The following is a 13,931-nucleotide window of genomic DNA, read 5'->3' on the forward strand; positions in this document are numbered from 1 at the left end:
GCGTCCGGGAACCCGGAAACCGGTGACGTGCGGGGCGGCTGCGCGGTGAGCGGACCGGCCGGGCAGTTGAAAGGGCGTGCCGCGCGGCTCGCCCGGCTGATGCCGTCCGGGCCCAGCAAAGCGGCCCGTACACCCTTCGTGCTGCTGGTCGTGGTGCTGCTCGGCGGCGGCCTGATCACACTCCTGGTGCTCAACTCGGCCCTCAACGAAGGGTCGTTCCGGCTGAGCGAGCTGAAGAAGCGGACCACGGAGCTCACCGACGAGGAACAGGCCCTCCAGCACGACGTCGACAACTACTCCAAGCCGGACGCCCTGGAGCGGCGCGCCCGCGAGCTGGGCATGGTGCCCGGCGGCAGCCCCGCCTTCCTGAACCCGGACGGCACGGTCCGCGGCGTACCCGCCGAGACCACCGCCGAGCCCGCCCCGCCGCCGGCCCCGAAGAGCAGTGCGCCGGCGGCGCCCCCCGCCGCGGGCACCCGGCCCCGGTCCACCGCCCCGGCCCCGCCCGCTCCGTCGGCATCGGCCACGCCTTCGGGCGCCGCCGCGCGGCCCAGCACCTCCGCGACCCCGCCCGCCGGGACGCGTACCCCGGCAGACCAGCCCCCGACGAGCCCCGGCAGGTGACACAGTGCCGCCCAAGGAACCACCGCGCCGCCGGGTACCCGGCCCCGCACGCCCGCGCAGCGCCGCGGGCGGCCAGGGGCGCTCCCGCCCCGCCGCCCGCCGCTCCTCCCCGGCACCACGCCCCCGCGCGCCCCGCAACCGGAGTACGACCCCGCTGCGGCTCGGCAGCCCGCGCCCCCGGCTCCGCCTGGTCAGCCTCGCCCTGACGCTCGTCATGCTGGCGTTCGTCGTCCGGCTGCTCCAGGTCCAGGCCGTCGACGCCGCCGCGTACTCGGCCAAGGCCGAGGAGAACCGCTACCTCAGCTACACGATCTCCGCCGAGCGCGGCGAGATCACCGACCGCAGCGGGATCGCCCTGGCCACCAGCGTCGACGCGTACAACATCACCGCCGACCCCTCGATGTTCACGCCCGGGTTCAGCAAGGCCCCCGACGCGCCCCAGCAGGCGGCGGCGCTCCTCGCCCCGATCCTCGGCGCCGATGCCACCGAGCTGACCCGGAAGCTGTCCCAGAAGGGGCGCTACGTCGTCCTGGCCCGCCGGCAGACCCCGCAGGTCTGGAACCAGATCAAGGACCTCAAGTCCGTCTTCGCGGAGAAGGCGGGCAAGGACCGGGCGAACGGCGGCCCCGGAGCCAATGTGCTGGCCGGCGTCTTCCAGGAGGCGACCACCAAGCGGGTCTACCCCAACGGGGGTCTCGCCGCCGGGATACTGGGTTACGTCAACGCCGACGGCAAGGGCGCGGGCGGCCTCGAATCGCAGCTGGACAAGGAGCTCGCGGGCGAGGACGGCAAGATCAGGTACGCCCAGGCAGGCGGCCGCCGGGTGCCCACCGCGGGCACCGAGGAGGTCCCCGCCGTCCCCGGCGCCGACATCGAGCTGACCATCGACCGGGACATCCAGTGGGCCGCCCAGCAGGCCATCACCGACCAGGTGAAGAAGTCCAAGGCCGACCGCGGCTACGTGGTCGTCCAGAACACCAGGACCGGCGAGGTCCTCGCCATGGCCAACGCCCCCGGCTTCGACCCCAACGACCTCTCGCAGGCCGACGCGGCGACGCTGGGCAACGCGGCCCTCCAGGACGTCTACGAGCCCGGCTCCACCAGCAAGGTCATGTCCATGGCCGCGGTGCTGGAGGAGGGCGCCGCCACCCCCGGCACCCACGTCACCGTCCCCAACCGGCTGCACCGCGGCGACCGGCTCTTCAAGGACGACATCGACCACCCCACCTGGTACCTGACGCTCAACGGCGTACTCGCCAAGTCCAGCAACATCGGCACCATCCTGGCCACCGGCGAGCTGGGGAAGACGCAGGCCGAGGCCAACAAGGTCCTCTACTCCTACCTGCGCAAGTTCGGGATCGGCTCACCGACCGGTCTCGACTACCCGGGCGAGACCCCCGGCATCCTCGCCAAGCCCAAGGACTGGTCGACCTCGCAGCAGTACACGATCCCGTTCGGCCAGGGCCTCTCGCTCAACGCCATGCAGGCCGCCTCCATCTACTCGACGATCGCCAACGACGGGGTCCGTGTCGCACCCACTCTGGTACGCGGCACCAAGGACGCCGACGGCCGCTTCCAGGCCGCCGCCCCGCCCGAGCGGACCAGGGTGGTCAGCGCGAAGACCGCCAAGACGCTCGCCACCATGCTGGAATCGGTGGTCGGCGACGAGGAGGGCACCGGCACGAAGGCCAAGATCCCGGGCTACCGGGTGGCGGGCAAGACCGGTACGGCCAACCGGGTCGATCCGGTGCGCGGCGGCTACCACGGGTACACCGCGTCCTTCGCGGGCTTCGCGCCCGCCGACAACCCGCAGATCACCGTCTACTGCGCGATCCAGAACCCGACCAAGGGCAGCTACTTCGGCGGCCAGATCTGCGGTCCGATCTACAAGCAGGTCATGGAGTTCGCACTCAAGACCCTCCAGACCCCACCGTCCGGCAGCAAGCCAGCCCGGCTGCCGGTGTCCTTCGATCCCGGCGAGTGAACTCGGGGAAACCATCCAGTGACAACCATCACGCCCGATCCCGGGAACCGGAACGGGAACTACCAGAACCCCGGCCCCTCACTTCGCGAGAGGCCGGGTTCGCCCGGTACGCTCACCGCCGTGCCCCACGCTGATCAGTCCCAAACCACCCAGAAGGCCGCCCCTGTGAACTACCCGGGAGCGCCCCGTCCGGACCGGATCGGGCCGACCCCGCTCGGCGAACTGGCAGCCCGCCTGGGCGTCGAGCCGCCGGGAACCGGCGAAGTCACCGGCATCACCCACGACTCCCGGGCGGTACGTCCCGGCGACGTCTACGCGGCCCTGCCGGGCGCCCGCTTCCACGGCGCGGACTTCGCCGCCCAGGCGGCCGGTCTCGGCGCGGCGGCGATCCTCACCGACCCGGCGGGCGCCGAGCGCGCCGCCGCCACCGGACTTCCGGTGCTGGTCACCGAGGACCCGCGCGGCCGGATGGGCGAGCTCGCCGCGGAGATCTACGGACGGCCCGGCACCGGTCTCCTCCAGATCGGCATCACCGGAACGTCCGGCAAGACCACCACCGCCTACCTCGTCGAGGGCGGCTTCCGTGGCGCCGGGCGGGCCACCGGGCTCATCGGCACGGTGGAGATGCGGATCGGCGACGAGCGCATCAAGTCCGAGCGCACCACCCCCGAAGCCACCGATCTGCAAGCCCTCTTCGCCGTCATGCGCGAGCGCGGCGTCGACTCGGTGACCATGGAGGTCTCCAGCCACGCCCTGGTGCTCGGCCGGGTCGACGGCTGCGTCTTCGACGTCGCGGTCTTCAACAACCTCAGCCCGGAACACATGGAGTTCCACTCCGGGATGGAGGACTACTTCCAGGCCAAGGCACAGCTCTTCACCCCCGGCCGCAGCCGGCAGGGCGTCGTCAACTTCGACGACGAGTACGGCCGCAGGCTGATCACCGAGGCGTCCGTCCCGGTCGTCACCTTCTCCGCCGAGGGCCACCCGGACGCCGACTGGCGCGCCGAGGACGTCGAACTCGGGCCGCTCGGCTCCACGTTCACCGTCGTCGGCCCCAAGGACGAGCGGATCGCCGCCCGCGCCCCGCTGCCCGGCCCGTTCAACGTCGCCAACACCCTGGCCGCGATCGTCACGCTCGCCGTCGCGGGCATCGACCCGCAGATCGCGGCCGACGGCGTCGCGGCGGTCCCGGGCGTCCCCGGCCGGCTGGAGCGCGTCGACGCCGGACAGCCGTACCTCGCGGTCGTCGACTACGCGCACAAGACCGACGCCGTCGAATCCGTGCTGCGTTCCCTGCGGACGGTCACCGAGGGCAGGCTGCACATCGTCCTCGGCTGCGGCGGCGACCGTGACACGACCAAACGCGGCCCGATGGGCGCGGCGGCCGCCCGCCTCGCCGACACGGCCGTGCTGACCTCCGACAACCCCCGTTCCGAGGACCCCCTCGGAATCCTCGCCGCCATGCTCGCGGGCGCCGCCGAGGTGCCCGTCCACGAGCGGGGCGACGTCCTGGTCGACGCCGACCGGGCCGCCGCCATCGCCGCCGCGGTGGCCCGCGCCCAGCCCGGTGACACCGTGCTGATCGCCGGCAAGGGCCACGAGCAGGGCCAGGACATCCATGGCGTGGTACGCCCCTTCGACGACCGCGTGGTCCTGCGCGCGGCCATCGAACGGTCCCTGGGGCACGAGCGCACCGAGAGCGCCGGCCACCGCGCCCACACCCACGAGAACAACAGTCAGGGATGACCAAGTGATCACCCTTTCCCTCGCCGAGATCGCCGAAATCGTCGGCGGGCAGTCGCACGACATACCCGATCCGGCAGCAACCGTCAGCGGGCCGGTCGTCATCGACTCCCGAGAGGTGGAGCAAGGCAGCCTGTTCGCCGCCTTCGCCGGTGAGCGGGTCGACGGCCACGACTATGCGCAGCGCGCCGTCGAGGCGGGCGCGGCAGCCGTGCTGGCCACCCGCCCCGTCGGTGTTCCGGCGATCGTCGTCGACGACGTCGTGGCCGCGCTCGGCGCGCTCGCCCGAGCCGTCGTGGGCCGCCTCGGCACCACCGTCGTCGCCCTCACCGGCTCGGCCGGCAAGACCTCCACCAAGGACCTCATCGCCCAGCTGCTCGAACGCAAGGGGCCCACCGTCTACCCGGCGGGCAACCTGAACAACGAGATCGGCCTGCCGCTCACCGCGCTGCGCGCCACCGAGGACACCCGCCACCTCGTCCTCGAAATGGGCGCACGCTACATCGGCGACATCCGCTACCTCACCGGCCTCGTCCCGCCCCGCGTCGGCCTCGTCCTCAACGTGGGCACCGCCCACATCGGCGAATTCGGCGGCCGCGAGCAGATCGCCCAGGCCAAGGGCGAGATGGTCGAGTCGCTGCCCGAGGACGGCACCGCCGTACTCAACGCCGACGACCCGCTCGTACGCGCCATGTCCTCCCGCACGAAGGCCCGGGTGCTGTTCTTCGGCGAAGCCGCGGATGCGGACGTACGGGGCGAGAACGTCCGTCTCACCGACGACGGACGCCCCGCTTTCCGGCTCCACACACCCACCGGGTGCAGCGACGTGACCATGCGCCTGTACGGTGAGCACCACGTGTCGAACGCGCTCGCCGCGGCCGCCGTCGCCCATGAGTTGGGCCTGTCCGCAGACGAGATCGCCGAAGGGCTCTCCGAGGCGGGCACCCTCTCCCGCTGGCGCATGGAGGTCACCGAGCGTCCGGACGGCGTGACGTTCGTCAATGACGCCTACAACGCGAACCCCGAATCCATGAAAGCCGCGCTGCGCGCGCTGGCCGCCATGGGGAAGGGCCGGCGTACGTGGGCGGTGCTCGGCCAGATGGCCGAGCTCGGCGACGCCTCGCTCGCCGAGCACGACGCGGTCGGACGGCTCGCCGTCCGGCTCAACGTCAGCAAGCTCGTCGCGGTCGGGGGCAGAGAAGCCTCCTGGCTGCAACTGGGCGCATACAACGAGGGTTCGTGGGGTGAGGAGTCGGTGCACGTGTCCGACGCACAGGCCGCGGTCGACCTGTTGCGCAGTGAACTGCGCCCGGGAGACGTCGTGCTGGTGAAGGCGTCCCGGTCGGTCGGCCTGGAGCAGGTCGCCATGGCACTGCTGGAGAACGCGTCCGAGGGCGAGGTCGCCGGCCGATGAGGCAGATCCTCTTCGCGGGGGCCATCGGGCTCTTCCTGACCCTGGTCGGAACTCCGCTGCTGATCAAGCTGCTCGCCCGCAAGGGATACGGGCAGTTCATCCGGGACGACGGCCCGCGTACCCACGGGTCCAAGAAGGGCACGCCCACCATGGGCGGCATTGCCTTCATCCTGGCGACGATCATCGCGTACGTCGCGGCGAAGCTGATCACCGGCGAGGAGATGCGATTCTCCGGCGTGCTGGTGCTCTTCCTGATGGCCGGCATGGGCCTCGTCGGCTTCCTCGACGACTACATCAAGATCGTCAAGCAGCGTTCGCTGGGTCTGCGGGCCAAGGCGAAGATGGCCGGCCAGCTGATCGTGGGCATCGCCTTCGCGGTGCTCTCGCTCCAGTTCGCCGACGCCCGCGGCAACACCCCGGCCTCCACCAAGCTGTCGTTCGTCGCGGACTTCGGCTGGTCGATCGGCCCGGTGCTGTTCGTCGTCTGGGCGCTGTTCATGATCCTGGCCATGTCCAACGGCGTGAACCTGACGGACGGTCTGGACGGCCTGGCCACCGGCGCTTCGGTGATGGTCTTCGGCGCGTACACCTTCATCGGGCTGTGGCAGTTCCAGGAGTCCTGCGCCAACGCGGACACCCTGACCAACCCCAACGCCTGTTTCGAGGTACGAGATCCGCTCGACCTCGCGGTCGTCGCCTCCGCGCTGATGGGCGCCTGCTTCGGCTTCCTGTGGTGGAACACCTCGCCCGCCAAGATCTTCATGGGCGACACCGGCTCGCTCGCCCTCGGCGGCGCCCTCGCCGGTCTGGCGATCTGCTCCCGCACCGAGTTCCTGATGGCCGTCCTCGGCGGCCTCTTCGTGATGATCACCATGTCCGTGGTCATCCAGGTCGGTTCCTTCAAGATGACCGGCAAGCGGGTCTTCCGAATGGCGCCGCTCCAGCACCACTTCGAACTCAAGGGGTGGTCCGAAGTCCTTGTCGTGGTCCGCTTCTGGATCATCCAGGGCATGTGCGTGATCGTCGGACTCGGACTCTTCTACGCGGGATGGGCAGCCGACAAGTGAGCAACCAGGACTGGCAGGGCAAGCACGTCACCGTCGCGGGACTCGGAGTCTCCGGAATCCCGGCGGCCAAGGTGCTGCACGGCCTCGGAGCCGTCGTCACCGTGGTCAACGACGGGGACGACGAGCGTTCCCGCACGCAGGCCGCGGAGCTGGAGGCGCAGGGCATCACCGTGCGCCTCGGCGACGGGGCGACCCTGCCCGAGTCCACCGAGCTCATCGTCACCACCCCGGGCTGGAAGCCCGACAAGCCGCTCTTCACCGCAGCCGCCGAGGCGGGCGTCCCCGTCTGGGGCGACGTCGAACTCGCCTGGCGGCTGCGGGGCCCCGGCGCGGCCCCCTGGCTCGCGGTCACCGGCACCAACGGCAAGACCACGACCGTACGGATGCTCGCCTCGATCCTGGAAGCGGCCGGGCTGCGCACCGCGGCCGTCGGCAACATCGGCGTCTCCCTCCTGGACGCCGTCCTCGGCGACGAGGAGTACGACGTACTCGCCGTCGAGCTGTCCAGCTACCAGCTGCACTGGTCGCCCTCGCTGCGCGCCCACTCCGCCGTCGTCCTCAACCTGGCCCCGGACCACCTCGACTGGCACGGCTCCATGGCCGCGTACGTCGCGGACAAGGGCCGGATCTACGAGGGCAACCGCGTCGCCTGCGTCTACAACGCGGCCGACCCGGCGACCGAGGACCTGGTCCGCGAGGCCGACGTGGAGGAGGGCTGCCGGGCCATCGGCTTCACCCTGAACACCCCGGGCCCGTCCCAACTGGGCGTCGTCGACGGCATCCTCGTCGACCGCGCCTTCGTGGCGAACCGGCAGAAGCAGGCCCAGGAGCTCGCCGAGGTCAAGGACATCGACCCGCCCGCCCCGCACAACATCGCCAACGCCCTCGCGGCCGCGGCCCTGGCCCGCGCCTTCGGCGTCGAGCCCGCGGCCGTACGCGACGGACTGCGGGCCTTCCGCCCCGACCCGCACCGCATCGAGCACGTCGCGAACGTCGCGCAGGTCGCGTACGTCGACGACTCCAAGGCCACCAACACCCATGCCGCCGAAGCATCCCTGGCGGCCTACGACCCGATCGTCTGGATCGCCGGGGGCCTGGCCAAGGGGGCCGCCTTCGACGAGCTGGTGACCGGCGCCGCCGGGCGGCTGCGGGGCGTCGTGCTGATCGGCCGGGACCGGGAACTGATCCGGGAAGCCCTCACGCGACACGCCCCCGAAGTCCCGGTGGTCGACCTCGACCGGACCGACACTGGGGCGATGTCCGAGGCGGTCCGCGAGGCGGCACGGCTCGCCCGGCCGGGAGACACCGTACTGATGGCCCCGGCCTGCGCCTCGATGGACATGTTCGTCAATTACAACAAGCGGGGCGAGGCGTTCGCGGACGCGGTCCGCGCACTCGCTGCCGAGAGCGCCTGACGGGCCCGGCCTCCGCGCACGAGCAGTGGAGGGGACAGCGACGATGCCGGCCGAAGAGAGCTCCGCGCGGCCCCGTGGGGGCCGCTCACGGGCCACCGCGGCGATCAGCCGGGCAATCGCCCCACCCCTGCTCGCGGGAGCGGGTGCGGGCACCACGGCGCCGTTCGCCCCCGCCCTCAGAGTCCGGCCGGCCGTCGGCTCCCGGCGCCCCTCGGCGCCCCGCTCCAAGGGGCGCACCGGCGGTTCCCGTGCGCCCCGTTCCCCCCGCGGGAGCCTGCGGGGGATGTACGAGCGGGTGCGCCGGGCCTGGGACCGCCCGCTGACCGCGTACTACCTGATCCTGGGCGCCGGCCTGCTGATCACCGTGCTCGGCCTGGTGATGGTCTACTCCGCGTCGATGATCAAGGCGCTGGAACTCGACAAACCGGGCACCTACTTCTTCCGCAAACAGTTCCTGGCCGCCGTCATCGGCGCCGGACTGATGGCGCTCGCCGCCCGGATGCCCGCCAAACTGCACCGGGCGTTCGCCTACCCGCTGCTCATGGGCACCGTCTTCCTGATGGTGCTGGTCCAGGTGCCGGGGATAGGGATGTCGGTCAACGGCAACCAGAACTGGCTCTACCTGGGCGGCCCCTTCCAGCTCCAGCCCAGTGAGTTCGGCAAACTCGCCCTGGTCCTGTGGGGCGCGGACCTGCTCGCCCGCAAACAGGACAAACGGCTGCTGACCCAGTGGAAGCACCTGCTCGTCCCGCTCGTCCCGGTCGCCTTCATGCTCCTCGGGCTGATCATGCTCGGCGGCGACATGGGAACTGCGATCATTCTCACCGCGATCCTGTTCGGACTGCTCTGGCTGGCCGGGGCACCCACCCGGCTCTTCGGCGGAGTGCTCGGCTTTGTTGCACTGATCGCCTTCGTGCTGATCAAGACCAGTCCGAACCGGATGTCCAGGCTCGCCTGCATCGGCGCCAGCGAGCCCGGACCGGGGGACTCCTGCTGGCAGGCGGTGCACGGCATCTATGCTCTGGCGTCCGGCGGATGGTTCGGTTCCGGGCTCGGTGCGAGTGTGGAAAAATGGGGCCAACTACCTGAACCGCACACCGACTTCATCTTCGCCATCACCGGGGAGGAACTGGGGTTGGCGGGGACGCTGTCAGTACTCGCCCTCTTCGCGGCTCTAGGCTATGCGGGTATCCGCGTGGCCGGACGCACGGAGGACCCCTTCGTGAGGTACGCCGCGGGAGGTGTGACCACCTGGATCACGGTGCAGGCCGTGATCAACATCGGTGCGGTGCTCGGCCTGCTGCCGATCGCCGGAGTCCCGCTCCCGCTGTTCTCCTACGGAGGATCGGCCCTGCTGCCGACCATGTTCGCCGTCGGGCTGCTGATCGCGTTCGCGCGAGAGGATCCCGCAGCGAAGGCGGCCCTGGCCATGCGGAGGCCCGGGGTGAGATGGAAGACGATGAGACGGCGCGTCAAGAAGCGTCCGTCCGGAGAGCGGTGAATTTCGGTGCATGTCGTACTCGCCGGTGGGGGGACCGCCGGCCACATCGAGCCCGCGCTTGCCCTCGCGGACGCCCTGCGCAGGCAGGACCCGACCGTGGGAATCACTGCCCTCGGCACGGAGCGCGGACTCGAGACCAGGCTCGTACCCGAGCGGGGGTACGAACTCGCCCTGATCCCGGCCGTGCCGCTGCCGCGCAAGCCCACCCCGGAACTGATCACCGTCCCGGGACGGCTGCGCGGCACCATCAAGGCCGCCGAGCAGATCCTGGAACGCACCAACGCGGACTGCGTCGTCGGCTTCGGCGGCTACGTCGCCCTGCCCGGCTACCTCGCCGCCAAGCGGGCCGGGGTGCCGATCGTCGTCCACGAGGCCAACGCCCGTCCCGGCCTGGCCAACAAGATCGGTTCGCGGTACGCCCACGGCGTCGCCGTCTCCACCCCCGACAGCAAGCTGCGCGGTGCCCGCTACATCGGCATCCCGCTGCGTCGCACCATCGCCACCCTGGACCGGGCCCGGGTCCGCCCCGAGGCGCGTGCCGCGTTCGGTCTCGACCCCAACCTGCCGACGCTGCTGGTCTCCGGCGGCTCGCAGGGCGCCCGCCACCTCAACGAGGTGGTGCAGCGGGTCGCCCCGCTGCTGCAGCGCTCCGGCATCCAGATCCTGCACGTGGTCGGACCGAAGAACGAATTGCCGCGTGTCGACAACATGCCCGGGATGCCGCCCTACATCCCGGTACCGTACGTGGACCGGATGGATCTCGCGTACGCCGCGGCCGACATGATGCTCTGCCGTGCCGGCGCGATGACCGTCGCCGAACTCTCCGCTGTCGGGCTCCCTGCCGCCTATGTCCCGTTGCCCATCGGCAACGGCGAACAGCGGCTCAATGCCCAGCCGGTGGTCAACGCCGGCGGCGGTCTGCTGGTGGACGACGCGGCGCTCACCCCCGAGTGGGTGCAGGGCAACGTCCTCCCGGTGCTCGCGGATCCGCACCGGCTGTACGAGATGTCCCGCGCCGCCGCCGAGTTCGGCCGCCGGGACGCCGACGACCTGCTCGTCGGCATGGTGTACGAGGCGATTGCCGCACGCCGAGGCGCGTGAGGCGGACGGGTCCGGGGGCGGCGCCCCCGGACCCGGCATAAGGAGCGAGCGTGGCCGGACCGACGACCGCCCAGCGCGGAGCAGCGCAGCAGGAGAACTCCCCGGCCCGCCCGCCGCGTCCGCGCTCCGAAGGGCGGCGACTGCCCAGCCGCAGAACGCTGATCGTGATCGGCGTCCTCGTGCTGCTGCTCGCCTCCGGCGCCGTCTGGGCGCTCTACGGCTCCTCCTGGTTCCGGGCCGAACAGGTCAGGACCACCGGTGTCGACGTACTGACGCCGGCCGAGGTGGAGGCCGCCGCGGCGGTCCCGATCGGCGCCCCGCTGATCTCCGTCGACACCGACGCCATCGCCGATCGGTTGCGCCAGAAGTTGCCTCGTATCGACTCCGTGGATGTCGTACGGTCATGGCCGCACGGAATCGGACTTAAGGTGACAGAACGACAGCCGGTCCTGTTGGTCAAAAAGGGTGCGAAGTTCATTGAAGTGGACGCGAAAGGCGTGCATTTCGCAACGGTGGACAAATCGCCCGGACGCGTACCTCTGCTGGAACTGAAACCTGATCAGTCCGCGAGTCTGCGCCGTTTCGGCAGTGACCGGTTGGTGCGGGAAGCGGTCCGGGTCGCGGGCGAACTCCCGGGCGGCGTCGCCAAGGACACCGAGGTCGTGCGGGTCACCTCGTACGACTCGATCTCCCTGCGGCTCACCCGGGGGCGAACGGTGATCTGGGGCAGCGGCGAAGCGGGTCCGGTGAAGGCAAGAGTTCTCACCGCTCTCATGAAAGCCGCTCCCAAAGCGGGACACTTCGACGTGAGTGCACCCACTGCCCCTTCTGTGTCGGGCAGTTGACGCACATTTGGCCTGGCCAGCACCCTGGTTGGTCAGCGCTACGGGTGATCACATAGGGTGAAAAGAAAAACGGGAGGTTCGGCGTGTTCGTTGAACGTGCGCCACTTGTCGACTTAGTGTCCTGTTCGGAAGAGTCCATGAAACAGACACACTGGTAACCCTAAACTTCAACGTTAGGGTTTGGGTCGGCGTTTCGGACCGTCCCAATCGGCATCCGTCGTCGCGGCGGGACTACCGCGAAGCGACGACACGTAACTCGAGGCGAGAGGCCTTCGACGTGGCAGCACCGCAGAACTACCTCGCAGTCATCAAGGTCATCGGTGTCGGCGGCGGTGGTGTCAATGCCATCAACCGAATGATCGAGGTCGGTCTCAAGGGCGTCGAGTTCATCGCGATCAACACTGATGCGCAAGCCCTGTTGATGAGCGACGCCGACGTCAAGCTCGACGTCGGTCGTGAACTCACCCGCGGCCTTGGCGCCGGCGCCAACCCGGCAGTCGGTCGCAAGGCGGCAGAGGACCACCGTGAGGAGATCGAGGAGGTCCTCAAGGGGGCCGACATGGTCTTCGTCACCGCCGGAGAAGGCGGCGGCACCGGCACCGGCGGCGCACCCGTCGTCGCCAACATCGCGCGCTCGCTCGGCGCCCTGACGATCGGCGTGGTCACCCGCCCGTTCACCTTCGAGGGCCGGCGACGCGCGAACCAGGCGGAGGACGGCATCGCCGAACTCCGCGAAGAGGTCGACACTCTCATCGTCATTCCCAACGACCGACTGCTGTCCATCTCGGACCGCCAGGTCAGCGTGCTCGACGCGTTCAAGTCGGCCGACCAGGTGCTGCTGTCGGGTGTCCAGGGCATCACCGACCTCATCACCACCCCGGGTCTGATCAACCTCGACTTCGCCGACGTCAAGTCGGTCATGTCCGAGGCCGGATCGGCACTCATGGGCATCGGATCGGCCCGTGGCGACGACCGCGCGGTGGCCGCCGCGGAGATGGCGATCTCCTCGCCGCTCCTGGAGGCGTCCATCGACGGCGCCCGCGGTGTCCTGCTCTCCATCTCCGGCGGCAGCGACCTCGGTCTCTTCGAGATCAACGAGGCCGCCCAGCTGGTGAGCGAGGCGGCGCACCCCGAGGCGAACATCATCTTCGGCGCGGTCATCGACGACGCGCTGGGCGACGAGGTGCGGGTCACCGTGATCGCCGCGGGCTTCGACGGCGGACAGCCGCCGGCCCGTCGCGAGAACGTGCTGGGCGCCAACTCGGCCAAGCGCGACGAGCCCGCCGCGCCGGTCCGGACTCCGGAGCCGGTGCGTCAGGCCGGTGGACTGGGCTCCGTGCCCATCCGCGAGGAGCCGCCGGTCCAGGCGGAGCCCGTACCGGTGGTGAGCGAGAGCCACCTGCCGCCGGTCGCGCCGCCGCACGTCCCGCCGGCCCGTCCCGCGTACCAGGACTCGCAGGCCGAAGAGCTGGATGTCCCGGACTTCTTGAAGTGATAGCTCAGCACCACGCACTGTCCTCGACGGGCGGCGCGCACTTCGCCTTCACCGACAGGTGGGGCGGAGTGAGCGCCGCTCCGTACGAGGAGCTCAACCTCGGCGGCGCGGTCGGAGACGACCCCGCCGCCGTTCTGGCCAATCGCGAACGCGCCGCCCGGGGCCTCGGCCTGGACCCGGCGCGGGTCGTGTGGATGAACCAGGTGCACGGGCGGGACGTTGCGGTCGTCGAAGGGCCGTGGGGGGACGCTTCGCAGATCCCCGCGGTGGACGCGGTGGTGACCGCCCGGCGCGGGCTCCCCCTCGCCGTGCTCACCGCCGACTGCACCCCCGTACTGCTCGCCGACCCGGTCGCCGGGATCGCGGCTGCGGCGCACGCGGGCCGTCCCGGCCTGGTCGCCGGGGTCGTCCCCGCCGTGGTCGAGGCCATGACCGGACTCGGCGCCGACCCCTCCCGGACAGTTGCCCGCACCGGGCCCGCGGTCTGCGGTCGGTGCTACGAAGTCCCGGCCGAGATGCGCGCCGAGGTCGCGAAGAGCGTCCCGGCCGCCTGGTCCGAGACCAGTTGGGGCACTCCGGCCGTGGACGTCACCGCCGGGGTCCATGCCCAGCTCGAAGCACTCGGCATCGAGGACCGGCAGGCCTCGCCGGTCTGCACCCTCGAATCGGGCGATCACTTCTCGTACCGCCGCGACCGCACCACCGGGCGGCTCGCCGGATATGTCTGGTTGGACTGATAGGG

Annotated in this window: 11 protein-coding genes; all 11 read left to right on the forward strand. The window is 70.8% G+C overall.

Features of this window, described 5'->3' with window-relative positions; all coding sequences use genetic code 11:
* The first annotated feature begins 45 nt into the window (after window positions 1–45).
* The 11 genes from ACFYY7_RS03655 to pgeF all read left to right on the forward strand — a co-directional run bounded on the left by ACFYY7_RS03655 (window position 46) and on the right by pgeF (window position 13,926).
* The gene (locus ACFYY7_RS03655) at window positions 46–624 is read left to right on the forward strand and encodes a septum formation initiator family protein (protein WP_388656510.1); all 579 of its coding nucleotides are present in this window, start codon (window positions 46–48) and stop codon (window positions 622–624) included.
* 4 nt (window positions 625–628) lie between these two features.
* Window positions 629–2,608 (forward strand): penicillin-binding transpeptidase domain-containing protein, encoded by a 1,980-nt coding sequence (locus tag ACFYY7_RS03660; RefSeq protein ID WP_388656513.1) that lies wholly within the window; start codon window positions 629–631, stop codon window positions 2,606–2,608.
* Window positions 2,609–2,626: 18 nt separating this feature from the next.
* Window positions 2,627–4,354: a UDP-N-acetylmuramoyl-L-alanyl-D-glutamate--2,6-diaminopimelate ligase gene (locus tag ACFYY7_RS03665; protein WP_388656516.1), complete on the forward strand. Its 1,728-nt coding sequence runs from the start codon at window positions 2,627–2,629 to the stop codon at window positions 4,352–4,354.
* Window positions 4,355–4,358: 4 nt separating this feature from the next.
* Window positions 4,359–5,765, forward strand: coding sequence for a UDP-N-acetylmuramoyl-tripeptide--D-alanyl-D-alanine ligase (murF, locus tag ACFYY7_RS03670; RefSeq protein WP_388656519.1), 1,407 nt, complete (start codon window positions 4,359–4,361; stop codon window positions 5,763–5,765).
* Window positions 5,762–6,832 carry a phospho-N-acetylmuramoyl-pentapeptide-transferase gene (gene mraY, locus ACFYY7_RS03675; protein ID WP_388656522.1) on the forward strand — a complete coding sequence of 357 codons (1,071 nt, stop codon included), beginning with the start codon at window positions 5,762–5,764 and terminating at the stop codon, window positions 6,830–6,832. Before murF ends, mraY begins: the two co-directional genes overlap by 4 nt.
* Window positions 6,814–8,247 carry a UDP-N-acetylmuramoyl-L-alanine--D-glutamate ligase gene (gene murD, locus ACFYY7_RS03680; protein ID WP_388656525.1) on the forward strand — a complete coding sequence of 478 codons (1,434 nt, stop codon included), beginning with the start codon at window positions 6,814–6,816 and terminating at the stop codon, window positions 8,245–8,247. Before mraY ends, murD begins: the two co-directional genes overlap by 19 nt.
* A 43-nt stretch (window positions 8,248–8,290) precedes the next feature.
* Window positions 8,291–9,748, forward strand: a complete 1,458-nt coding sequence (gene ftsW / locus ACFYY7_RS03685; protein ID WP_388656528.1) for a putative lipid II flippase FtsW — start codon at window positions 8,291–8,293, stop codon at window positions 9,746–9,748.
* Window positions 9,749–9,754: 6 nt separating this feature from the next.
* On the forward strand, window positions 9,755–10,849 hold the full coding sequence (murG, locus tag ACFYY7_RS03690) for an undecaprenyldiphospho-muramoylpentapeptide beta-N-acetylglucosaminyltransferase (RefSeq protein WP_388656530.1): 1,095 nt from the start codon (window positions 9,755–9,757) through the stop codon (window positions 10,847–10,849).
* Between the two features lie 50 nt (window positions 10,850–10,899).
* A complete protein-coding gene (locus tag ACFYY7_RS03695; protein WP_388656533.1) occupies window positions 10,900–11,694 on the forward strand; it encodes a cell division protein FtsQ/DivIB in 795 nt (264 codons plus the stop codon).
* A 277-nt stretch (window positions 11,695–11,971) separates the two neighbouring features.
* The gene (gene ftsZ, locus ACFYY7_RS03700) at window positions 11,972–13,189 is read left to right on the forward strand and encodes a cell division protein FtsZ (protein WP_266736724.1); all 1,218 of its coding nucleotides are present in this window, start codon (window positions 11,972–11,974) and stop codon (window positions 13,187–13,189) included.
* Window positions 13,186–13,926 (forward strand): peptidoglycan editing factor PgeF, encoded by a 741-nt coding sequence (gene pgeF, locus ACFYY7_RS03705; protein WP_388656537.1) that lies wholly within the window; start codon window positions 13,186–13,188, stop codon window positions 13,924–13,926. The genes ftsZ and pgeF overlap by 4 nt, the downstream gene beginning before the upstream one ends.
* Window positions 13,927–13,931 lie beyond the last annotated feature (5 nt).

The sequence above is a fragment of the Streptomyces sp. NPDC001933 genome (assembly GCF_042890955.1).
GTDB lineage: Bacteria > Actinomycetota > Actinomycetes > Streptomycetales > Streptomycetaceae > Streptomyces.